Source organism: Pseudomonas guariconensis, from assembly GCF_040822035.1.
Classification (GTDB): Bacteria; Pseudomonadota; Gammaproteobacteria; order Pseudomonadales; family Pseudomonadaceae; genus Aquipseudomonas; species Aquipseudomonas guariconensis.
The window spans coordinates 4,018,187-4,040,786 of record NZ_CP162012.1 but is presented as its reverse complement, the minus strand read 5'-3'; the positions used below and the strand labels follow the sequence as shown (position 1 = coordinate 4,040,786).

22 protein-coding genes and 1 riboswitch are annotated in these 22,600 nt (G+C 63.5%); of the genes, 17 read left to right on the top strand and 5 right to left on the bottom strand.

All coding sequences use genetic code 11. The features are described from left to right. Positions 1-22: 22 nt before the first annotated feature. Positions 23-601, bottom strand: a complete 579-nt coding sequence (locus tag AB1N67_RS18735; RefSeq protein ID WP_043215665.1) for a hypothetical protein — start codon at positions 599-601, stop codon at positions 23-25. A gap of 140 nt (positions 602-741) precedes the next feature. After that, positions 742-966, top strand: a riboswitch (cobalamin riboswitch). Positions 967-1,087: 121 nt separating this feature from the next. On the opposite strand from AB1N67_RS18735, the gene cobO reads away from it, so the two are divergent. From cobO to AB1N67_RS18660, 15 genes are all read left to right on the top strand, one after another. Continuing rightward, a complete protein-coding gene (gene cobO, locus AB1N67_RS18730; RefSeq protein ID WP_043215681.1) occupies positions 1,088-1,699 on the top strand; it encodes a cob(I)yrinic acid a,c-diamide adenosyltransferase in 612 nt (203 codons plus the stop codon). Next, on the top strand, positions 1,696-2,991 hold the full coding sequence (locus AB1N67_RS18725) for a cobyrinate a,c-diamide synthase (protein WP_102082295.1): 1,296 nt from the start codon (positions 1,696-1,698) through the stop codon (positions 2,989-2,991). The genes cobO and AB1N67_RS18725 overlap by 4 nt, the downstream gene beginning before the upstream one ends. Beyond that, positions 2,988-3,638, top strand: coding sequence for a 5,6-dimethylbenzimidazole synthase (gene bluB / locus AB1N67_RS18720; protein WP_043215661.1), 651 nt, complete (start codon positions 2,988-2,990; stop codon positions 3,636-3,638). The genes AB1N67_RS18725 and bluB overlap by 4 nt, the downstream gene beginning before the upstream one ends. Beyond that, positions 3,635-4,543: an adenosylcobinamide-phosphate synthase CbiB gene (gene cbiB / locus AB1N67_RS18715; protein ID WP_090343599.1), complete on the top strand. Its 909-nt coding sequence runs from the start codon at positions 3,635-3,637 to the stop codon at positions 4,541-4,543. Before bluB ends, cbiB begins: the two co-directional genes overlap by 4 nt. Next, the gene (cobD, locus tag AB1N67_RS18710) at positions 4,536-5,528 is read left to right on the top strand and encodes a threonine-phosphate decarboxylase CobD (protein WP_090343601.1); all 993 of its coding nucleotides are present in this window, start codon (positions 4,536-4,538) and stop codon (positions 5,526-5,528) included. Before cbiB ends, cobD begins: the two co-directional genes overlap by 8 nt. Continuing rightward, on the top strand, positions 5,525-6,979 hold the full coding sequence (locus AB1N67_RS18705; protein WP_043215724.1) for a cobyric acid synthase: 1,455 nt from the start codon (positions 5,525-5,527) through the stop codon (positions 6,977-6,979). The genes cobD and AB1N67_RS18705 overlap by 4 nt, the downstream gene beginning before the upstream one ends. 1 nt (position 6,980) lies before the next feature. After that, positions 6,981-7,502, top strand: a complete 522-nt coding sequence (gene cobU, locus AB1N67_RS18700; protein WP_102082294.1) for a bifunctional adenosylcobinamide kinase/adenosylcobinamide-phosphate guanylyltransferase — start codon at positions 6,981-6,983, stop codon at positions 7,500-7,502. Further along, positions 7,499-8,554 (top strand): nicotinate-nucleotide--dimethylbenzimidazole phosphoribosyltransferase, encoded by a 1,056-nt coding sequence (gene cobT / locus AB1N67_RS18695; RefSeq protein ID WP_102082293.1) that lies wholly within the window; start codon positions 7,499-7,501, stop codon positions 8,552-8,554. The genes cobU and cobT overlap by 4 nt, the downstream gene beginning before the upstream one ends. After that, complete coding sequence (gene cobC / locus AB1N67_RS18690; RefSeq protein ID WP_102082292.1) at positions 8,551-9,120, top strand: alpha-ribazole phosphatase family protein; 570 nt, start codon at positions 8,551-8,553, stop codon at positions 9,118-9,120. Before cobT ends, cobC begins: the two co-directional genes overlap by 4 nt. A gap of 1 nt (position 9,121) precedes the next feature. Next, the gene (locus tag AB1N67_RS18685) at positions 9,122-9,859 is read left to right on the top strand and encodes an adenosylcobinamide-GDP ribazoletransferase (protein WP_102082291.1); all 738 of its coding nucleotides are present in this window, start codon (positions 9,122-9,124) and stop codon (positions 9,857-9,859) included. Positions 9,860-10,069: 210 nt separating this feature from the next. Then, positions 10,070-11,182, top strand: coding sequence for a cellulase family glycosylhydrolase (locus AB1N67_RS18680; RefSeq protein WP_332107711.1), 1,113 nt, complete (start codon positions 10,070-10,072; stop codon positions 11,180-11,182). A gap of 54 nt (positions 11,183-11,236) precedes the next feature. Next, positions 11,237-11,641, top strand: coding sequence for a MarR family winged helix-turn-helix transcriptional regulator (locus AB1N67_RS18675; RefSeq protein WP_102082290.1), 405 nt, complete (start codon positions 11,237-11,239; stop codon positions 11,639-11,641). Between the two features lie 64 nt (positions 11,642-11,705). Beyond that, positions 11,706-12,908, top strand: a complete 1,203-nt coding sequence (locus tag AB1N67_RS18670) for an MFS transporter (protein WP_102082289.1) — start codon at positions 11,706-11,708, stop codon at positions 12,906-12,908. Continuing rightward, positions 12,905-13,027 carry a hypothetical protein gene (locus tag AB1N67_RS18665; protein ID WP_256664366.1) on the top strand — a complete coding sequence of 41 codons (123 nt, stop codon included), beginning with the start codon at positions 12,905-12,907 and terminating at the stop codon, positions 13,025-13,027. The genes AB1N67_RS18670 and AB1N67_RS18665 overlap by 4 nt, the downstream gene beginning before the upstream one ends. Positions 13,028-13,075: 48 nt before the next feature. After that, positions 13,076-13,627: a glutathione peroxidase gene (locus AB1N67_RS18660; RefSeq protein WP_043215731.1), complete on the top strand. Its 552-nt coding sequence runs from the start codon at positions 13,076-13,078 to the stop codon at positions 13,625-13,627. A gap of 105 nt (positions 13,628-13,732) precedes the next feature. On the opposite strand, the gene AB1N67_RS18655 is transcribed toward AB1N67_RS18660, so the two are convergent. The 3 genes from AB1N67_RS18655 to AB1N67_RS18645 form a co-directional block, all read right to left on the bottom strand. Continuing rightward, positions 13,733-15,010 (bottom strand): OmpP1/FadL family transporter, encoded by a 1,278-nt coding sequence (locus AB1N67_RS18655; RefSeq protein WP_043215732.1) that lies wholly within the window; start codon positions 15,008-15,010, stop codon positions 13,733-13,735. A 147-nt stretch (positions 15,011-15,157) separates the two neighbouring features. Continuing rightward, entirely contained in the window at positions 15,158-15,640 is a 483-nt protein-coding gene (locus tag AB1N67_RS18650; RefSeq protein ID WP_102082288.1) for a hypothetical protein, read from the bottom strand. A gap of 249 nt (positions 15,641-15,889) precedes the next feature. Next, positions 15,890-16,114, bottom strand: a complete 225-nt coding sequence (locus tag AB1N67_RS18645) for a hypothetical protein (protein WP_043215552.1) — start codon at positions 16,112-16,114, stop codon at positions 15,890-15,892. A gap of 952 nt (positions 16,115-17,066) precedes the next feature. On the opposite strand from AB1N67_RS18645, the gene AB1N67_RS18640 reads away from it, so the two are divergent. Both AB1N67_RS18640 and rmuC read left to right on the top strand, forming a co-directional pair. After that, entirely contained in the window at positions 17,067-17,486 is a 420-nt protein-coding gene (locus tag AB1N67_RS18640) for a tetratricopeptide repeat protein (RefSeq protein WP_043215564.1), read from the top strand. Positions 17,487-17,730: 244 nt separating this feature from the next. Further along, on the top strand, positions 17,731-19,116 hold the full coding sequence (rmuC, locus tag AB1N67_RS18635; RefSeq protein ID WP_180962737.1) for a DNA recombination protein RmuC: 1,386 nt from the start codon (positions 17,731-17,733) through the stop codon (positions 19,114-19,116). Here the strand turns inward: rmuC and AB1N67_RS18630 are convergent. Beyond that, positions 19,088-22,564: a PAS domain-containing hybrid sensor histidine kinase/response regulator gene (locus tag AB1N67_RS18630; protein WP_102082286.1), complete on the bottom strand. Its 3,477-nt coding sequence runs from the start codon at positions 22,562-22,564 to the stop codon at positions 19,088-19,090. The genes rmuC and AB1N67_RS18630 overlap by 29 nt on opposite strands. Positions 22,565-22,600: the final 36 nt, after the last annotated feature.

The window sequence follows — 22,600 nt, the reverse complement described above, 5'->3', positions numbered from 1 at the left end:
CCGCGTGGGCTCATCGGCTTGCCTACGCCTGCTTGAGCAACAATGCCACCCCAGGGAAATACTGCCCCAGTTCGTTGTGCAGCGAACGGTAGGCGTAGGGGAAATGCCAGGCGATGGCGCAGGCTGTGTGTTTTTGCAGGTCGTCGACCAAGTCTTGCAGCTCCTCGGGACTGGCGTGCTGCCCGGCCTTCCAGGGGCTGACGAACAACGCGCCGGCCTTGAGCTGGCTGGGGTAGGCGATCGGGCGGGCGAGAGTGGCGGTTTCCTGCAGGGCAGTGGCCAGGTCCAGGCGGGCGATGCGCGGCCAGCGTTGGCTGACATGTAGATGAACGGATTGCTCGGCGGTGCTGATCGACAGGTCGCAGCGGCCTTCGCGTTCGCCTTCGTCGCGTTGCTTCTTGCTGGGATAGTGCGCCAAGGCGACCTGTTCGGCCTGCCAGGCGGCGGCTGCGAGCAGTCCGCTGTTGGTGGCCGCGCCGTGCCAGTAGGGCGCCTCGCTATCGCCATGTACCTGGTTGAAGCGGTCGATGCACTCGATCCAGCCTTCCAGGGCCGGTCGCAGGAATTCCAGGTTCTGGTTGTTGATGATCAGGCCTCGCATGCTGCGCTCTCCTTATAGTTTCGATCGCATTGCCGAACACTGATGGCTATGTGATATCACTGCTGCACGTCCGGCACAAGCCATGAAGTCGAGCATTGCCTCGGGCGCGCTTCATTGACGCTCCCGCCCCAACCCTCTAACCTTCGCGGCGTGTTTCAGGTGCTCTGCCAGCCTTCGGTTGGGCAGGGTGAAACTGGGAAGCCGGTGGGCGCCAGCAAGGCGCGAATCCGGCGCTGCCCCCGCAACGGTAGGTGAGTCAAAGGTCGTGCAGGGCCACTGGATACAGGTATCCGGGAAGGCGCGCGATCCATGGGCCAAGGCCCTGCTCACGAGCCCGGAGACCGGCCTGTCACTGCCAACGGCATCACGGAGGGTGATGCGCGGTGCACCGTGGCCTTCTGCCGCGGCCTCTGCGCGTTCTCCGTCTGCCTGTCTATCGACCTGTCGTCGCCTTCCGTGCGCGTCGACAGCTTGCGGAGAATCCTGATGAGCGAATCCACCGAACGCGACGAACGCCACCTGGCGCGCATGCAGCGCAAGAAGGCGATCATCGACGAGCGCATCGCCAATGCCCCCAATGAATGCGGCCTGCTGCTGGTGCTCACCGGCAATGGCAAAGGCAAGAGCAGCTCGGCCTTCGGCATGCTCGCCCGCGCCATGGGGCATGGCATGCAGTGCGGCGTGGTGCAGTTCATCAAGGGCCGTGACAGCACAGGCGAAGAGCTGTTCTTCCGCCGCTTCCCCGAACAGGTGCGCTACCACGTCATGGGAGAGGGCTTCACCTGGGAGACCCAGGATCGCCAACGTGACATCGCCGCCGCCGAAGCCGCCTGGGCGGTGTCGCGCCAGCTGTTGCAGGACCCTTCGGTACAGTTCGTGGTGCTGGACGAGCTGAACATCGCCCTCAAGCACGGCTACCTGGACCTCGACCAAGTGCTGTCGGATCTGCAGGCCCGCCCGCCGATGCAACACGTGATCGTCACCGGCCGCGCCGCCAAGCCCGAAATGATCGAGCTGGCCGACACCGTCACCGAGATGGGCGTGATCAAGCACGCCTTCCAGGCTGGCATCCGTGCCCAGAAGGGCGTGGAGCTATGAGCCAGCCCCGGTATTGTCCGGCGGTGCTGATCGCGGCACCCGCTTCTGGCCAGGGCAAGACTACTGTCACCGCTGCCCTGGCGCGCCTGCACCGCAACCTTGGCCGTAAGGTCCGAGTGTTCAAGTGCGGGCCAGATTTTCTCGACCCGATGATCCTCGAGCGCGCCAGCGGCGCGCCGGTGTACCAACTCGACCTGTGGATGATCGGGGCTGACGAGAGTCGGCGTCTGCTCTGGGAGGCGGCAGGCGATGCCGACCTGATCCTGATCGAAGGGGTCATGGGGTTGTTCGATGGCACGCCATCGAGCGCGGACCTTGCGCGCCACTTCGGCGTACCAGTGCTCGCGGTGATCGATGGCACAGCCATGGCGCAGACCTTCGGTGCCCTGGCCCTGGGCCTTGCGCACTACCAGCGCGACCTGCCCTTTGCCGGCGTGCTGGCCAACCGGGTCGGCAGCCTGCGTCATGCACAGTTGCTCGAAGGCAGCCTCACTGAAGGCTTGCGCTGGTATGGCGGGCTGTCCCGCGAGCGCGGCATCGAGCTGCCCAGCCGTCACCTGGGATTGGTCCAGGCCAGTGAACTCAACGATCTGGACCTGCGCCTGGACGCCGCTGCTCAGGCCCTGGGCGAAAGCTGTGATGCCGCCTTGCCGCCCCCGGTGGTATTCGCCGCCCCCACAACTGCACAGGCGCTGCCGTGCATGGCGGGTGTGCGCATTGGCGTGGCCCGGGATGAAGCCTTTGCCTTCACCTATGGCGCCAACCTCGATTTGCTGCGTGCGCTGGGTGCGGAGTTGGTGTTTTTTTCTCCTGTACACGATCAGGCGTTGCCGTCCGTGGACAGCCTTTACCTGCCTGGCGGCTATCCCGAACTGCACCACCACGCCCTGGCCAGCAACGCGCCGATGCGCGAGGCGATCCGCGCCCATCACGTCCAGGGCAAGCCTTTGCTGGCCGAATGCGGCGGCATGCTCTATTTGCTCGACGCCCTGACTGATGTGGCAGGCGAGCGCGCCGAGTTGCTGGGTCTGCTGCCGGGTGAAGCGGTGATGCAAAAGCGCCTGGCTGCCCTTGCCCTGCAAGCGGTGGAATTGCCGGAGGGCACCTTGCGCGGCCACACCTATCATCACTCCTTGACCGAGACGGCGCTCGAGCCGATCGCCCGAGGCCAGAGCCCCAACGGTGGGCGCGGCAACGAGGCGGTCTATCGGATCGGGCGCCTGACTGCGTCGTACGTACACTTCTATTTCCCCTCCAACCCCCACGCGACGGCGGCGCTGCTGCGACCATGAGCGAACATGCCTTTTCCGCTGCCGAGCGCGCCGCGGTCTACCGCGCTATCGGCGAGCGTCGCGACATGCGCCATTTCGCAGGCGGCGAGGTCGCGCCCGAGCTGCTCGCCCGCCTGCTGGCCGCTGCCCATCAGGCGCCCAGTGTCGGATTGATGCAGCCTTGGCGCTTCATCCGCATCAGTGATCGCGCCTTGCGTGGCCAAGTCCAGGCGCTGGTGGAACAGGAGCGAGCCTGCACCGCCCAGGCCCTTGGAGAGCGCTCCGATGAATTCATGAAGCTCAAGGTCGAAGGTATCCAGGATTGTGCCGAGGTATTGGTGGCGGCACTGATGGACCACCGCGAAGCGCACATCTTCGGCCGCAGGACCTTGCCGGAGATGGACCTGGCATCGCTGGCCTGCGCCATTCAGAACCTTTGGCTGGCAGCCCGTGCCGAGGGCCTGGGCATGGGGTGGGTGTCGTTGTTCGACCCGCAGGCACTGGGCGATCTGCTGGGCATGCCGGCGGGCGCCAAGCCGATGGCCGTGCTGTGCCTGGGGCCAGTGGTCGAGTTCTACCCGGCGCCAATGCTGGTGCTGGAGCAATGGGCCCAGGAGCGGCCGCTGAGTGAAATGCTCTATGAGAACCATTGGGGAGAGCGGCAATGAGCGTGGCTTTGCTGACTGTGGCCGGGGTGGCCCTGGATGCCTTGCTGGGCGAGCCGAGACGGCGTCATCCGCTGGTGGGGTTCGGCAACTTCGCCGCGCGCCTGGAGCAGCGGCTGAACGCGGGCGGTCGGGGTTGGCGCAGCCATGGCGTCAGTGCCTGGCTGCTTGCCGTGGTGCCGTTGACTCTGCTGGCGCTGGTGCTCTCCTGGTTGCCCTTTATCGGCTGGCTGGTGGATGTGCTGGCGCTGTATTGCGCCCTGGGGCTACGCAGCCTGGGCGAGCATGTTCAGCCGGTGGCTGAAGCTCTGCGTCGGGGGGATCTGGACGAGGCGCGGCGGCGGGTGGGGTATCTGGTGAGCCGTGAAACCCGCGAGCTGGATGAGCCCGCCGTGGCCCGCGCCGCCACCGAATCGGTACTGGAGAACGGCAGTGATGCGGTCTTTGCGGCGTTGTTCTGGTTTGTCGTGGCCGGTGCGCCCGGGGTGGTGCTGTATCGCCTGAGCAATACCCTCGATGCCATGTGGGGCTATCGCAATCAACGCTTCGAACGCTTCGGCTGGGCCGCGGCGCGTATCGACGATGTCCTGAACTACATTCCAGCCCGGCTGGTGGCGCTGACCTACGCGCTGCTGGGCAAGACCCGCCTGGCCCTGGCCTGCTGGCGCAACCAGGCGCCGTTGTGGGACAGCCCGAATGCCGGCCCGGTGATGGCAGCGGGTGCAGGTGCCCTGGGTGTCGAGCTGGGCGGACCTGCGGTGTACCACGGCGAGTTGCACGAGCGTGCGCGCCTGGGGGAGGGGCCTGTGGCCGACGCCGAGGCCATCGAACGAGGTTGGAGCCTGGTGCAGCGCGGGGTATGGCTGTGGTTGCTGGTGATCTGCCTGGGAGCGTATTGGAATGCTTGAACATGGTGGTCGTCTGCTGCGCGCAGTGCGGCAGTACGGCATTGCCCGTGAACACTGGCTAGACCTTTCCAGCGGCATCGCCCCGTGGCCCTACGCCATCCCGGCGATTGCGGTGGAGGCTTGGGCGCGCCTGCCCGAGGTCGAAGATGGCCTGGAGCAGGCAGCGCGCACCTACTATGGCGTCGACAGCCTGCTGGCGGTGGCCGGCTCCCAGGCGGCGATCCAAGGCTTGCCGTCCCTGCGGCCCGCCGGACGGGTTGGCGTGCTCGCGCCTTGCTATGCCGAGCACCCTCACGCCTGGCGGCGTGCAGGACACCAAGTGGTCGAACTGGCCGATGAGCAGGTCGAACAGGCCCTGGACAGCCTCGATGTGCTGGTGCTGGTCAACCCCAACAACCCTACGGGGCGGTGCGTACCGCGCGAGCGCTTGCTCGACTGGCACGCTCGCCTGACGCGTCGTGGCGGTTGGTTGTTGGTCGACGAAGCCTTCATGGACAACACCCCCGCCCAGAGCATCGTTGATTGCGCCGATCGCGCGGGCCTGATCGTGTTGCGCTCGTTCGGCAAGTTCTTTGGCTTGGCGGGGGTGCGACTAGGCTTCGTCATGGCCGAGCAGGCCCTGTTGCAGCGCTTGGCCGAACTGCTCGGCCCCTGGACCATCAGCGGACCGACGCGGGTTTTGGGGCAGTCTTGCTTCAATGACGCAGCGGCCCATCGCACCCAGACCAGCCGTTGTGCTCAAGCCAGTCAGCGTCTGGCGGCGCTGCTCGAAGAGGCGGGGCTGATGCCCAGCGGCGGCTGCGATCTGTTCCAGTACGTGCGTACGCCGCAAGCCGCGCACCTGCATGAGTTTCTCGCCCGTCGGGGCATCCTGGTGCGGCTGTTCGAACAGCCTCAGGCCGTGCGTCTGGGGCTACCGGCCAACGAAGCGGACGAACAGCGCCTGCGCCAGGCGCTGGCGCAATACCAGAAGGAATCGGCATGACCACGCTCATGGTGCAAGGCACCACCTCCGATGCCGGCAAAAGCACGCTGGTCACCGCCTTGTGCCGCTGGCTGTTGCGCCAAGGCATCGGTGTGGTGCCGTTCAAGCCGCAGAACATGGCGCTCAACAGCGCGGTGACTGCCGACGGCGGCGAGATCGGTCGCGCCCAGGCGGTACAGGCCCAGGCCTGCCGCCTGGCGCCACACACCGACATGAACCCGGTACTGCTCAAACCCAACAGCGACACCGGGGCCCAGGTAATCGTCCATGGCCGTGCCGTCACGTGCATGAATGCCGTGGCCTACCACGACTACAAGGCCATCGCCATGCAAGCGGTGCTGCAATCCCACCAGCGCCTGAGCTCCGCCTATCCGGTGGTGATGGTCGAGGGCGCGGGCTCGCCGGCGGAAATCAACCTGCGTGCGGGTGATATCGCCAACATGGGCTTTGCCGAAGCGGTGGACTGCCCAGTGATTCTGGTGGCGGATATCAATCGTGGCGGTGTGTTCGCCCACCTGGTCGGTACCCTGGAGCTGCTGTCGCCGAGCGAGCAGGCGCGGGTCAAGGGCTTCGTCATCAATCGTTTTCGCGGTGACATCGCCTTGCTGCAGCCGGGCCTGGACTGGCTGGAGCAGCGCACCGGCAAGCCGGTACTGGGCGTGTTGCCGTACGTGACCGACCTGCATCTGGAAGCCGAGGATGCCATCGATGCACGGCAGGCGACCCAGGCCGGGCGCCTGTTCAAGGTGATCGTCCCGGTGTTGCCGCGCATCAGCAATCACACCGACTTCGACCCGCTGCGCCTGCACCCGCAGGTCGACCTGCAGTTCGTCGGCCCTGGTCAGCCGATCCCTGCGGCGGACCTGATCATCCTGCCCGGCTCCAAGAGCGTGCGGGGCGATCTGGCGCAATTGCGCGCGCGCGGCTGGGACACTGCCATCGCCCGGCACCTGCGCTATGGCGGCAAGCTCATCGGTATCTGTGGTGGGCTACAGATGCTCGGCCGTGAAGTTCACGATCCGCTTGGCCTGGAAGGCCCGGCAGGCTCGAGCCCGGGGTTGGGTCTGCTGGATTACGTCACGCAGCTGGAGGCTGAAAAGCAACTGCGTAACGTACGCGGCACCCTGAGCCTGGAGCAGGCTGAGGTAGGGGGATATGAAATCCACGCAGGCGTCACCCGCGGCCCGGCCCTGGAGCACCCCGCCGTGCACCTGGAAGATGGCCGTTGTGACGGCGCGATCAGCGCCGACGGACAGGTGCTCGCTACCTACCTGCACGGCCTGTTCGAGGGCAGCCACTCGTGTGCGGCGCTGCTGCGTTGGGCCGGGCTGGAAGACGCCCAGACCATCGACTACGACGCCCTGCGCGAGCGGGACATCGAGCGCCTGGCCGACCTCGTGGAACAACATCTGGACACCGCGCGCCTGCGCCAACTGTGTGGAGTCGCCTGACATGCGCAACCTGATCCTGGGCGGTGCCCGCTCCGGCAAGAGCCGCCTGGCCGAGCAATTGGCCCAGGCCAGCGGCCTGCCGGTGACCTACATTGCCACCAGCGAGCCGCTGGACGGTGAGATGAACGAGCGCGTGCAACTGCATCGCCAACGTCGCCCCGCCGATTGGGGGCTGATCGAAGAGCCCTTGGCCTTGGCCAGCGTGCTGCGTGCCGAAGCCGCCGAAGGGCGCTGCCTGCTGGTGGACTGCCTGACCCTGTGGCTGACCAACCTGCTGATGCTGGACGACCACACACGCCTGGCCCAGGAGCGCGATGCGCTGCTCGAATGCCTGCAGACACTGCCAGGCACCATCATCCTGGTCAGCAACGAAACCGGCCTGGGCGTGGTGCCTATGGGCGAGCTGACCCGTCGCTATGTCGACCAGGCCGGCTGGCTGCACCAGGCGGTGGCCGAGCGCTGCGAGCGCGTGGTACTGACGGTGGCTGGCCTTCCTCTCATGCTCAAAGGACCCTCCCTATGACTCAACCTTGGTGGCGTGACGCCTGCCAACCCCTCGACAGCGCCGCCATGGAGCAGGCCCGTGCCCGTCAGCAGCAACTGACCAAGCCGGCCGGCTCGCTCGGTCAACTGGAAGGCCTGGCTGTGCAACTGGCGGGCCTGCAAGGCTGTGAACGGCCGACCCTGGAACGGGTGGCCATCACGATCTTCGCAGGTGACCACGGGGTGGTGGAGGAGGGCATCTCCGCGTATCCACAAGCGGTGACCGGCCAGATGCTGCGCAATTTCGTCGGGGGGGGCGCTGCGATCAGCGTACTGGCGCGCCAACTTCAGGCCACTTTGGACGTGGTCGATCTGGGCACCATCGACCTTGAGCTTGCCTTGCCTGGGGTACGCCATCTGCGCCTGGGCGCCGGCACGGCCAACTTCGCCCGCCAACCGGCGATGACCGAGGCGCAATGGCAGGCGGCGCTCGCTGCCGGGCGCGACAGTGCGTTGCGTGCCGCCGAACAGGGCGCCACGTTGTTCATCGGTGGCGAAATGGGCATCGGCAACACCACCGCCGCAGCTGCGTTGGCCAGTGTCCTGTTGGAGTGCTCGGCGCAGGCCCTGAGCGGTCCAGGTACCGGTCTGGATGCTGTCGGCGTGCGGCACAAGGCGCAGGTGATCGAGCGTGCCCTGGCGCTGCACGGCTTGCGTGCCGACGACCCGCTGCAGGCCCTGGCCTGCGTCGGTGGTTTTGAAATCACCGCGCTGGTCGGTGCTTATCTGGCCTGTGCCCAGCAGGGGGTGGCGGTGTTGGTGGACGGCTTCATCTGCAGTGTCGCTGCCCTGGTGGCGGTGCGCCTGAACCCTGACTGCCGACCTTGGCTGCTGTTCGCTCACCAGGGCGCGGAACCGGGACATCGGGCCTTGCTCGAAGCGCTGCAAGCGACCCCCTTGCTCGCCCTCGGCTTGCGGCTGGGCGAGGGCAGCGGTGCGGCATTGGCCGTGCCGCTGATGCGTCTGGCCTGCGCCTTGCACGGGCAGATGGCGACCTTCGCCGAAGCCGCCGTGGCGGATCGCTCGGTATGAGGCTCGACCTGCTGCGCCACGGCGAAACCGAATTGGGCGGTGGCCTGCGCGGTAGCCTGGACGACGCCTTGACCGAGCGCGGTTGGGCACAGATGCGCGAAGCGGTAGCCGAGGCGGGGCCCTGGGACGTGCTGGTCAGTTCCCCCCTGCGTCGCTGCGCACAGTTTGCCGATGAGCTCGGCACGCGACTGGCGCTGCCGGTGCAACGCGAAGCTGGCGTGCGTGAGCTGCACTTTGGGGATTGGGAAGGGCGCAGTGCCGCGCAGATCATGCAGGAACAAGCGGATGACCTGGGGCGCTTCTGGGCCGACCCGTATGGCTACACGCCGCCCAATGGCGAGCCAGTGAGTGCATTTGCCGAGCGGGTGCTCGCGGCCGTCGACGACTTGGCCAGGCAGCATCAGGGCAAGCGCGTACTGCTGATCACCCATGGCGGCGTGATGCGGCTGCTGCTGGCACGTGCCCGCGGCCTGCCGCGTGAACAGCTGCTTCAAATCGAGGTCGGGCACGGGGCGTTGCGGCGCCTGAACCTGGCGAGCGATGGCCAACTGCGAGAGGAGGGCTGAAGTGCTGCCGTTCTGGATCGCCCTGCAGTTTCTCAGCAGTTTGCCGGTGCGCTTGCCGGGGATGCCGGAGCCTCGGCAGATGGGCCGTTCGTTATTGTTTTACCCGGTGATCGGCCTGCTGTTCGGCCTGCTGCTATGGTTGGCCAGTCAGTGGCTCGCAGGTGTCGCCGCGCCCTTGCACGCGGCCTTGCTGCTCACACTGTGGGTGCTGCTCAGTGGTGCGCTGCACCTGGATGGCCTGGCCGACACCGCCGACGCGTGGCTGGGGGGCTTTGGTGATCGCGAGCGCACCTTGCAGATCATGAAGGACCCACGCAGCGGACCGATTGCTGTCGTTACTGTGGTGTTGGTGCTGTTGCTCAAGTTCTGCGCTCTCTGGGTGCTGGTGGAGCGCGACGCAGGTGCCTGGCTGGTATTGGGCCCGGTGGTCGGGCGCGCTGCCTTGCTGGGGCTGTTCATGGGCACCCCTTATGTGCGCCCGGGAGGGCTTGGACAAGCGCTGGCCGATCACCTGCCCAGACAGGCGGCGGGTTGGACGCTGGTTGGCAGTGCGCTGGTCTGCGTGCTGCTCGGTGGCTTGACGGTACTTTGGGTGCTGCTGGTGTCGGTCGTGGTCTTTTTCTGGATTCGTCACCTGATGTGCCGGCGCCTGGGCGGGACAACAGGGGACACCGCCGGAGCCCTGTTGGAGCTATTGGAGCTGACGGTGGTATTGGGGCTGGCGTTGTCTGGGCATTGAGGTCTCTGTTGTCAAAGCTGGACTTTTCGCGTGCAAAGGCCTGACACAACGACACCATGCAACTTCCCGCAATGTTGCTGAACGGTTTCCCTGGCGAGGCGGGCGTATGCTCACGGGCCGACCCATGCATCAGGGAGCCCTCGCATGCGCCACTGGATGTTCGCCAGCCTCTTGGCGCTGGCAAGCCTGCCGGCCAACGCTGCAGACCTCATCGATTTCTGGAACAGCCCCCGCCATGGCGGCAACAGTTTCAACCGTTTGCCTCCCGATCGATCCTACTTCCAGGCATTGAGTGGCTACGGCGCCACCTGGGTACGGTTGTCTTACGACAAGTGGAAGCCTCAGGGGCGTGATTTCCTGCTCGGCGATGCTGACGCCTACAAGGGGCTTTCGCCCCAAGACCTGGCGCAGTTGAAGACCGTGCTGGACAACGCCCACGCCGCGGGACTGAAGGTTGTGATCGCCCCGCTTTCGTTGCCGGGCATGCGCTGGTCACAAAACAACCAAGGCCAGTTCGACGACCGGCTCTGGCGGGACAAACGCTACTGGACCCAGGCGGCAACCTTTTGGCATGACCTTGCCCAAGAACTGAAAGATCACCCCGCCGTGGCGGCCTACAACTTGATCAACGAGCCGGCGCCAGAGCGCCATGGCGGCCTGGCCGAGCATGCCGAGCTGCAACGTATGCAGCAGTGGTACGCCGGTGAGCAAGGCGGCCCGCGTGATTTGCCGGCCTTGTATCGCGAGCTGGTCGCGGCAATTCGTGAGGTGGATGCGACCACCCCGATCATGGTCGATGCCGGCTGGTACGCAGCAGCCGATGCCTTCGGTTATTGGCCGACGGCGTTGCCAGATCGGCGAGTGCTCTACAGCGTGCATATGTACGAGCCCTATTCGGCTACCAGTGCGCCGAATATGGCGCGCAAGCAGCCGATTCCCTATCCGGGGCCGGCACCCTTCGGCGGCAAGCGTGAACGATGGGATGGTGAACGGGTAGCGGCTTATCTTCAAAAGCCGCTGGAATGGGCGGATGCGGTGGGGGTTCCCCGCTCTCGTCTGGTGGTGGGGGAGTTCGGCTGCATGCGACGACTGGCCGGGTGCAAGCAATACCTCGAGGATGTCCTCACTGTCTTGGACAAGCAGCAACTGCACTGGGCCTTCTACAGCTTCCGGGAAGACAACTGGGACGGCATGGACTACGAACTGGGCGCGGCCAAGGTGCCCTGGCGCTACTGGCAGGCGATCGAAAAGGGTGAGCCTGATCCGCTGGCGCGCCAGGCTACGGCTGAGTTCGAGCCGATTCGCCGGCGGTTGGCGCCATAACATCAGATTTGAAATTTATTGCAACATTTCGGTTGCGGGTATATACACGCATTCATGCTGACCAGTGAATGCATCTGTACCCATCTTCGCCGAGCCGCCCGTGGGGTGAGCCGACACTACGACGAAGCCCTTGCCGGCTTCGGCGTCAATGTCGCGCAGTTTTCCCTGCTACGTCACCTGCAGCGGCTCGATCGGCCAAGCATCACCACCTTGGCCGAAGCCATGGGCCTGGATCGCAGCACCCTAGGGCGCAACTTGCGCGTACTGGAGGCTGAAGGGCTGGTGAAACTGTCCGATGGCGACGACCAGCGCAATCGCCTGGTGCTCCTGAGTGCGGCGGGCGAAGCGTTATTGCGCGCTGCGCATCCCGCATGGGAACAGGCTCAGCGGAAATTGATCGAGCGATTGGGCGAAGGGCAGCGGGACGTGCTGATTGCGCTGCTGGAACGCCTGGCCTGATGTTTTACAACTAAAAGTGGGTATATACCCGCATGAACCTTGCGATGTGCTGGAGAGAACGACGATGACCTCGGTATGGCGAACCAGCGGGTGGGTGTTGTTGGGGGCGGCGCTGATTCTGGCGTTGTCCCTGGGGGTGCGGCATGGCTTTGGCCTGTTCCTGGCGCCCATGAGTGCCGAGTTCGGCTGGGGGAGGGAAGTGTTCGCCTTTGCCATCGCCCTGCAGAACCTTATCTGGGGTCTGGCCCAGCCGTTTGCCGGAGCCTTGGCTGACCGCTTGGGCGCCGCGCGGGTCGTGATCATCGGCGGGATTCTCTACACCGTTGGGCTGGTATTGATGGGCATGGCCGACTCGGCTTGGTCGCTCTCGCTCAGCGCCGGTCTGCTGATCGGCATTGGGCTGTCTGGCACATCCTTCTCGGTCATTCTCGGTGTTGTGGGACGCGCAGTCCCGGCGGAAAAACGCAGCTTGGCCATGGGTATCGCCAGTGCCGCCGGCTCATTCGGCCAATTTGCCATGCTGCCGGGGACGCTCGGCCTGATCCAGTGGTTGGGTTGGTCGGCGGCCTTGCTGGTACTGGGCTTGCTGGTGGCCTTGATCGTGCCGTTCGTGGGCCTGTTGCGTGATCGACCACTTCCGAATCACGGTACCGAGCAGACACTCGGCCAGGCGCTGCGCGAGGCGTGTTCGCATTCAGGGTTCTGGTTGCTGGCGCTGGGCTTTTTCGTCTGCGGTTTCCAAGTGGTGTTCATCGGCGTACATCTGCCGGCCTACCTGGTGGACCAGCATCTGCCGGCGACCACCGGCACCACCGTGCTGGCGTTGGTCGGGCTGTTCAATATCGTCGGTACCTACACCGCCGGTTGGTTGGGCGGGCGCATGTCCAAACCGCGTTTGCTCACGGGCTTGTACCTGTTGCGGGCGGTGGTGATCGTGTTGTTCCTATGGGCGCCGGTGACTCAGGTCAGTGCTTATCTGTTTGGCGTCGCCATGGGGCTTTTGTGGTTGTCCACGGTCCCGCTGACCAATGGCACCGTGGCCACAGTATTCGGTGTACGTAACCTGTCCATGCTCGGTGGCATCGTCTTCCTGTTCCATCAGTTGGGCGCCTTCCTCGGTGGTTGGCTGGGCGGCGTGGTGTACGACCGTACCGGCAGCTACGAGCTGGTCTGGCAGATCTCGATTCTGTTGAGCGTGTTGGCTGCTGCCTTGAACTGGCCCGTGCGCGAGCGTCCTGTGGCACGCCTGCAGGCCCAGCCGGCATGAACCGCTCCCTGACGCGTGGGTTGCTGGCAGCGGGCGCGCTCGTGCTGCTGGCGCTGGCGTGGTGGGGCTGGCATGAGGGTGGTCTGGCGTTGATGCAGTTGGGCATGGGTGTTTGTTAGGCGCTACCCTGCAGGTAACGGATTTTCATCTTGCAGGAGTGCCGTACGATGTCTTTACGCAGGTTTACCCTTTCGTTACTGGTTCTTGCCGCCGCTTCGTCCAGTTGGGCGGCCGATTGCCCCGCCTTGCTGCAAGGTAGCCTGCCCGAACTGCGTGGCAAGGAGCAGATCGATTTGTGCGAGCGCTTTGCCGGCAAACCGCTGGTGGTGGTCAATACCGCCAGCTATTGCGGTTTTGCCCCGCAGTTCGAGGGCTTGGAATCGACCTACAAGGCTTACCACGAAAAGGGCCTGGAAATGCTCGGCGTGCCTTCGAACGACTTCAAGCAGGAAGATGCCGACAGTGAGAAGACCGCCAAGGTGTGCTACGCCAACTATGGCGTGACCTTCACCATGACCAAGGCCCAGGCTGTGCGTGGCAAGGATGCGGTGCCCTTGTTCGTTGAGTTGGCGCGTCAGAGCAGTGCGCCGAAATGGAATTTCTACAAATACGTGATCGATCGCCAGGGCAAGGTGATCGCCAACTTCTCCAGCCTGACCAAGCCTGACGACCCCGCCTTCCAGGCAGCGATCGAAAAAGCCATCGCTTCCCAGCCATGATGTTCAGTGCGCGTGGGGTCGTTGATCCCACGTTGGCCGAGCCTTGGTTGGTACAGGCATGAAAAAACCGCCACGAGGGCGGTCTCTTCATGTAGCGGGTGCAACTCAGAAGCGGTAGGTGAGGGATGCACCGATGCCGTGAGCGCTGTTTTCGTACTTGGCCTGGTAGCTGCCCTTCAAAGCGCCTTCCTGCAGGGAGTCCGGACGATTGTTGACCTTGGTGTCTTCTTCCCACAGGTAGGAGTAAGCCACGTCGATGGTCATGTCGTCGTTCGGGCTCCAGCCAGCACCGAAGCTGACCGCCTTGCGATCGCCAGTCGGGATACGTGGCGAACGGTCGTGGTTGTTGGTTGGCGACTGGTCGACGGAGAAGCCTGCGCGCAGGGTCCACTCCTTGTTCACCTTGTAGGCTGCGCCAATGGCGTGGGCCCAGGTGTCGTGCCAGTTCTGCTCTTCGGTGATGGTCTTGAGCGGATAGCCTGCGGGAGCCTCGTTCTCGACGGTAATGTTTTCCAGACGGCTCCAACGAGTCCAGGTGCTACCGGCATACAGCGTCCAGTTGTCATCCAGTTCGTGAGTAATCGAGAAATCTACCGACTCAGGGGTCTTGATCTTCAGACTGGCGTCGAACTTGCCGCTCAGGCCGATGGGCAGAGGGTATGAAACGCGGGTGTTGCCTTCGAGCTTGTAGTCGACCATCGAATGGTAGGTCAGGCCCAGGCGGGTGCGATCAGTGGCCTGTACCAGTACACCGATGTTGTAGCCCACGGCGGTATCGTCGCCCTTGATCTTGACTTCGCCATCGCGAGAGCCCGGGCCAGCAAAGGCCTGGCTGCTGAGGTTCGAACCCAGTTCACCCTTGATGCGGTTGATGGTCGGGCCAAAGCCAATCGACACCTTGTCGTTGAATGCATAGCTGACGGTCGGCTGGAATGTTACGACCTCGACTTTGCTCTTCTTGCCCCAGTAACGTGCGGCATCATCTCCACCGTAGTCGGTGATCAGGCCGAAGGGTACATACACACCGAAGCCTACGCTCCAGTGGTCATCGATCGGCTTGACGTAGTAACCCATTGGTACGCCGACGGTTGGCACCATGTCACCGTCAGTCTCACCCCCGTAGTTACTTCCGCGACCCGAGATATCGGTCTTGGCGATGACGGCAGCACCGCCGACGGTAACTTGTTCACGCTTCAGGCGCGACATGCCGGCAGGGTTGCCATAGACAGTGCTGGCATCTTCGGCAGAAGACGAACGCCCTGCGAAACCTGTCCCCATACCGCTGACGCTTTGTTCGTTGAGGGCGAAACCTGCTGCGAACAGTTGGCTGGATGCGAGGGCGACAGCTACACCGAGGGAGGTTTTGAGCATTGCTTTTTTCATTATTGTGAAACTCCTTGGGTTCTCCGGGGCGAAAAGCTACCAACAATTTACGTGCTGCGCTATAGGCTCAATCGCAGCAGTTCGTGTAGTTTTGTAGGACAATCCGACCAAAATTCCCTTTTTTCCGGTTAATTTGTAAGGCACCTCTTAAGATGCTTCCGAAAGAATGGGGTTCACACAAAGATGCCAAGCGTGGGTGAAATCGCGCAGGCGCCCTTGGGGGTGGAAGATTTGGCGCCAGACGCGCGCCAGTCCCAACAGGTCATCGGCAGCTGGCAATCGAGGGGCCTGCTCTTCGATGAGCATCCAGGCGATCGCGGTGGAATAACGCAGGTTGACTGCAAGTTCTAGGTGAGGACCGCGAAGGAATGCATGCTGGCTGGCCAGGCCGCGGACCAGGCTCGCCAGATCCGGATCGCGTGCCAGGTAGTCGTCCCAGAGGGCCTGATGGCGAGTTTCGCCGATTCGGTAGAGGCCGTGACCACGCCTGTCGTGCAATGCCGAGCCGAGTGCCGACTGGCTAGCGGCCACGCCCAGCAGCAAGGCTTCGGCGCTTTCGCAATGACGATCCAGGTAGATCAGGGTCGGTCGGATCACATACTGACACAACTCTTTCGCTGCGATGCCCATGATGCCCTCGATCAGTTAAGGGCCGACGGGCGCTGGAGCTTGGCAGCTGGTGAATTGATCAGGCCCGCCGGAAGCGGCTCGCACCGCTCGAGTTGAAGTGTAGTGTGATAATCGTGGTGTAAAGGGCTGTTTTTAAATCGATTGCTGCCGGACGCCCCGGCGTATATGCCTTGTAGCAATTACGCCAAGAACGATCAGGCTGGCAAGCGAAGGGGTTACCGAGCGTGTGAATACATGGGTATATGTCGTTCACGCGGCCAACGACTGGCGAGTGCGCTCGATGATGGCCTGCAGCGGCGCGCTGCGGTTGTACTGCTCAGGGTACAGGCGTTCGGTATGGCATGCGACGCCATGCTCGTCGACCAGAGTGAAACTGAAGCTGCCCTTGCGAGGTGCGACGATGAGGCACTTCAAGGGTGCGAAGGCCTGGGACAGGGTGCCGATGGCGGATTGGATCTGATGATGAGTATTCATATTGTTTGGATGTTCCTGCATTTAACACGGGGTTCGATCCGTGCATCTTAGAAACGTTCCAGTGACGCCTTTATTAAGGGACGAAGAACCTGACTGGAACAGGGCAGCCAGAGGAGGCGCAAGCAAATATGGGCGCTGGGCTGACTGGTAGGTACATCAGAAGGCGGGCAAGGCACGCCAGGGCCAAGGTTCGAGGCCTCTGGGTGAAAAATCCCGATCAATCTGTTACGTGATTCGTGATGGAGCAGCGGGGCTGCCTGGGAATCATCGAAAGGGCCGGTCCTGGTTTCAGCAATGGCTACTCGTTGGGTCGAGCGAGGCACTGCAAGGACACTGTTGGCCAGAATTGACTTTCAGCTGGGTACTAACGGTGAGCACCCTACCCTAAACATCTGTACCTGGCAAGCGATTTCGTGTTTTACCAGGCTAGCCGAGCAGTATGGCGTTTAATTGATTGACTGTGAAGTGGGGCGCAGACCGGCAGTGGGGACGATGCCTACACCGGTGGCATCCAAATGGCTGTAAATCGCTCACTTGTGCACACACTGACAACGACTTGTAACAACTTGGCAACAGCCTACGGGAGCCTCGCCAATGACTTGACTGTGCGCTTAAGTCAATGAAAAAAAACACTAATTTTTGCTGGTGAAAAAATCGACAGTTTGACCAAAAGCCCCATTTCATGGGGCTTTGCGGCCACGTCGGGGGGGTTGTCCACCGAGTTATCCACAGCTTCTGTGGATTGTCCCGAGCGCTTGCTCTAGGACGGGCGTGCCAGCTGTTTTTCGAATTGTCCGACAATCATGAGGCAGCCCAGAAGCGATACCATGGCTTCAAAAAACGTCAAGAAAAGATCGTAGAAATTTTTTTTACTTCGCCCCAAAAGCACCGGGTCATCCGAATAAAAAAAGAGTACAGTGGCGCGCCTCTCGAGTTGCCTTCGCTGTTGGTCATGAAGTTTCGCGGTAAACACCTCGCCAGTCCCCCTGTCTCTTCGTCAGAGCCTTATTCCAAGCGCTTTTCCTTGAAAGTCGCCCTGTGGCTGCTCGACAGTCCACGCCTGGGGGACAAGACGCACGTCAAGCACCTGGCCGGCCGCCTGTTAAAGCAACCCGCGCGCCAGGGTGTGGTAGTGGCCCAGAGCCGCCTGGGGCAGATGCTTTGCCGGGAGTGCGGCAATGCCCGCGACCGGCGCATCGGTCATGACCTGTTGCGCCAGGCTGCGCGCGCGGGCGATCGTCGTGCGCAACTCGAATATGGTCGCCTGTGTCAGGCCAGCGAGCCGGAGCAGGCCCGTTATTGGTTGGAGTTGGCGGCAGGGCAGGGGTCGCAAGAGGCGCGGCGGTTGCTCCGACAGCTGCTTCCGGTTTGAGTGCCTATCGCAGGAGAGTCCTGCTACGCCCGCGATGGAGCAGGCTTTACCCTTGTGGCAGGAGCGGTAAAGCCACCCAAAGCATCAACTGGTAAGCTCACGGCATTGTCGAACATCGATTGGAGTCGCTATGGCAGTGGATCTTGCCAGTATCCTGCTGGGCCTCGTCGCCGCAGCCGTCCCTTGCCTGGGTTGGGCATTGCAGTTGCAGCGACAACTGTCGGCCAGGCAATCGGAGCTGGCGTTGGTGCAAGAGCGCCTATCCAGCGCCCAACTTGCCCACGAAGGTCTGCAAGCGCAACTGGAGGCTTGCCGTGATGAGATCAGCGACCTGAGCGAGGCGAACGTGGTCAAGCAGACCACTTTGGCGGCCCAGGCCCGAGAACTCGAGTTATTGCAGATCGATCGCGACAACGCCCGTGATGCCGCCCACGCCTGGCAGCTCGAGCGGGCCAATCGGGAAGCCGAGCAGCGTCGCCTGGAGGCCCAGGCCGCACGCCTGGAGGCAGAGCTGCGGGAACAGCAGGAAAGCCACCAACAGCGTCTCGAAGACCTGCAGGAGGCGCGCGATTCCTTGCGTGCCCAGTTCGCCGAGATGGCTACCAAGATCTTCGATGAGCGTGAACAACGTTTCACCCAGACCAGCCAGCAGCACCTGGGCCAGTTGCTCGACCCACTCAAGGAACGCATCCAGGCGTTTGAGAAGCGCGTTGAGGAAAGCTACCAGCAAGAGGCGCGCGAGCGCTTTTCCCTGGGCAAGGAGCTCGAGCGCCTACAGCAGCTCAACTTGCGCCTGTCGGATGAAGCCACGAACCTGACTCAGGCCTTGAAGGGCCAGAAGACCCAGGGCAACTGGGGGGAGCTGATTCTCGAGCGGGTGCTGGAGCATGCGGGGCTGGAGAAGGGGCGGGAGTACCAAACCCAGGTCAGCCTCAAGAGTGCCGACGGGGAGCGTTACCAGCCCGATGTGCTGATCATGCTGCCAGGCAACAAACAGGTCGTGGTCGATGCCAAGGTCAGCCTCACGGCCTACCAACAGTTTGTGGCTGACACCGATGCCGAACGCGCCCAGGCTGCCCTCAAGCAGCACGTTCAATCCCTGCGCAGTCATGTCAAAGGGCTATCGAGCAAGGATTACAATCGTTTGGACGGTTTGCACAGCCTGGATTTCGTCCTGCTGTTCGTGCCCATAGAAGCGGCGTTCTCGGCAGCCTTGCAGGCCGAGCCCAACCTGTTCCAGGAAGCCTTCGATCGGCAGATCGTGATTGTCAGCCCGACCACCTTGCTGGCGACTTTGCGGGTCATAGACAGCCTGTGGAAGCAGGAGCGCCAGAGCCAGAATGCGCGGGAAATCGCCGAGCGAGCCGGGTGGCTATACGACAAGTTCGTCTTGTTCATCCAGGACCTGGACGAGCTGGGCAGTCGCCTGCAGCAGGTGGACAAGGCCTATGCCGCTGCGCGCAACAAACTGTGCGAAGGTCGCGGCAACCTGGTCAGCCGCAGCGAGCAACTCAAGCTGCTTGGCGCCCGGGCCAGCAAAAGTCTGCCGGGCGAATTGCTCGAGCGGGCGCTTGCCGAGGGCGTGCCGGCTGGCGAAGCGCTTACTGAACAAGGCTCAGATGGCGATTGAGCAAGGCGCGCAAGGCCGCCGGCTTGACTGGTTTGGCCAGGTAATCGAGGCCGGCGGCGTGCACCATGGCGATGGTTTCGTTGCGCCCGTCCGCGCTGATCACCACGCCAGGCACCGGCTCGCCCAGGCGGGTGCGTAGCCAGGCCATCAGCTCGGTACCGGTCTCGCCATCGTCCAAGTGGAAATCCACCAGCGCCAGGTGCGGGCGCATGCCTTGGGCCAGCAACGCTTCGCATTCCTCGCGGTTGCGCGCTGTCCAGACCTGGCAGCCCCAGCGGCTGAGCAGGCTGTTCATGCCCAGGAGAATGCTGTCTTCGTTGTCCACGCACAGCACCTGCAAGCCGGCCAGGGGCTGGCTGACCTGTTCCACGGGCGTGCGGGTCTCGGGCGCCGGGGCCCGGGCGATCGGCACGCTGACCCTGAAGACACTGCCCTTGCCTGGCCAGGAGCGCACTTGCAGTGGATGCCCCAGCACCCGGCACAGGCCATCGGCGATCGCCAGGCCCAGGCCCAGGCCTTTTTCAGCGCGGGTCTGGTGGCTGTCCAGGCGCTTGAATTCTTGAAAGATCACCTGCAACTTGTCGTCGGCGATACCCGGGCCTCGATCCCAAACCTCCAGCCACAGGCGCTCGCCCTGGCGGCGCACGCCGAGCAGCAGCGGACTCTTGCCGTATCGTAGGGCGTTGGTCAGGAAGTTCTGCAAGACCCGTCGCAGTAGTTTCATGTCGCTCTCGACCCGCAGCCGGCTGCCCCGCAGGCGGAACTCCAACCCCTTCTCCGCCGCCAGCACCTTGAATTCGGTACCCAGGGTATCGAACAGTTCGTTGAGGGCGAACGGCTTGGGATCGGGCGTGATCTTGCCGTTTTCCAGCCGTGAGATGTCCAGCAGGTCGCTGATCAGTTCCTCCGCCGAGCGCAGAGAGCTGTCCATGTGCTGCACCAGTTGCCGGGCCTCTTCGTTCATGCCTTCAGCCTGTTGCGACAGGGCGGCGGAGAACAGCCGCGCAGCATTGAGCGGCTGCATCAGGTCATGGCTGACCGCGGCCAGGAAGCGGGTCTTGGACTGACTGACCGCTTCGGCACGGCTCTTGGCTTCCGTTAACGCCTGGTTGAGCTGGGAGAGTTCTTGGGTCCGTTCGGCTACCCGTTGCTCCAGGCTTTCGTTGGCATCCTTGAGCGCCTGTTCGGCTTCGCGGAAGGGCGTGATGTCGGTGAAGCTCATGACAAAGCCCCCGCCTGGCATGGGGTTGCCGATCAACTCGATGACCCGGCCGTTGGGGAACAACCGCTCGGAGGTGTGTGCTCGGCCCTGGCGCATCCAGTGCAGACGGCGTGCGACATGCACCTGCGCCTCGCCAGGGCCGCACAGGCCGCGTTCGGCGTTGTAGCGGATGATGTCGGCAATCGGCCGACCCACGCTGATCAGCCCGTCGGGGTAGTTGAACAACTCCAGGTAGCGGCGGTTCCAGGCCACCAAGTGCAGGTTCTGGTCCACCACGCTGATGCCCTGGTTGATGTTCTCGATGGCGCCTTGCAGCAGGGCGCGGTTGAACTGCAGCACCTCGCTGGCTTCGTCGGCGATGCGCACCACGTCTTCAAGCTGCATCTCTCGGCCTTCGATGGCCGCCTTGACCACTGCGCGGGTCGAAGAGGTGCCAAGCACACCCGCCAACAGCCGCTCGGTGTGCTCGATCCAGTCGCCGTCGGCGTTCTGGTTGGGGTTGAAGCCCTTGCCCTGGCGATAGGCGAAACGAATGAAGCTCTGTCGCGCCCGCTCTTCGCCCACAAAGCGCGCAGCCAGCTTGAGCAGATCGTCGATCTGTACCGCCAGCAGCGACCGGTTGCTGGGCCTGGCGCTGCTCTGTTGACCGATGAAGCGGCCTGCCTGCCAGTGCTCCGAGACGCGTGTGCGCGACAGGATCGAGACCCAGGCGAACAGGATGAAATTACCCGCCAGGGACAGCACCACACCCTGGGTCAGTGGGGTGATCGGCAGGTTCAGCGGGTTGCCGTGCAGCCAGGCAAGGCCGGGGAACAGTTGCAGCGACCATCCCAGGCTGTGGGCGGCGATCGGCAACACCAGGGTGTAGAACCATAGGAATATCCCGGCCGCGAGGCCTGCGAATACGCCGCGGCGGTTGGCCTGCTTCCAATACAGCGCCCCCAGCATGGCTGGCGTCAATTGGGTTACGGCGGCGAAGGCGATCTGGCCGATGGTCGCCAGGCTCGCGGTGGAACCCAGCAGACGGTAGCTGACATAGGCCAGCAGGAGAATGGCGACGATGGTCACTCGGCGCACCGAGAGCATCCAGTGGCGGAACGCCTCGAACGGCCGTTCGGCGTTCTTGCGACGCAGCAGCCACGGCAACAGCATGTCGTTGGATACCATGGTCGACAAGGCCACCGCCTCGACGATCACCATGCCGGTGGCGGCCGATGCACCGCCGATGAACGCCAGCAATGCCAGGCTCGGGTGGGCCTCGGCCAAGGGCAGGCTGATGACGAAGGAGTCGGAGATCACCGTGCCTGGCAGCAACATCTGCCCGGCCAGGGCGATCGGTACCACGAACAGCGCGGCCAGGGCCAGGTACAGGGGGAACACCCAGCGGGCCATGCGCATGTCCTGGGGCTCGATGTTTTCCACCACAGTGACATGGAACTGGCGGGGTAGGCAGATGATGGCCATCATCGCCACGGCAGTCTGCACCACCATCGAAGGCCAGTTGACGGTTTCCTGCCAGTAGGTTTCCAGATGCACCGACTGTCGCGCCTGAGTGAACAGATCATCGAAGCCGTCGTACAGATTGAACACGACGAACGCGCCAACGGCGAGGAAGGCCAGCAGCTTGACCAGAGATTCGAAGGCAATCGCCAGGACCATCCCCCGGTGGTGTTCGGTGACGTCAAGGCTGCGCGTGCCGAAGACGATGGCGAACAATGCCAGCACCAGCGAAATCACCAGTGCGGTGTCCTGCACTCGGGGGCCAGTGGCGTCGGCGTTGGCACCGATCAGCAGATTGACACCGAGCACGATGCCCTTGAGCTGCAAGGCGATGTAAGGCAGCACGCCGACCAGGCAGATCAGCGCCACCACCACCGCCAGCGACTGTGACTTGCCGTAACGTGCAGCGATGAAGTCGGCAATCGAGGTGATGTTCTCTTGCTTGCTGATCAGCACCATCTTCTGCACCACCCAGGGCGCGAAGACCAGCAGCAGCACAGGCCCCAGATAGATGGGCAGGAACGCCCAGAGCTGTTCGGCAGCCTGGCCGACCGCGCCGAAGAAGGTCCAGCTTGTGCAGTACACCGCCAGCGACAGGCTGTACACCCAGGCGCGCAGGCGTGGCGGCAATGGCGTGCTGCGACGGTCGCCATAGAAGGCGATGGCGAACATGATGGCCATATAGGCCAGGGCGACCACGGCGATCAGCCCACTGGACAACGACATGCAAACTCCGGAGCAAAAAAGGAAACGCGGTCCCGA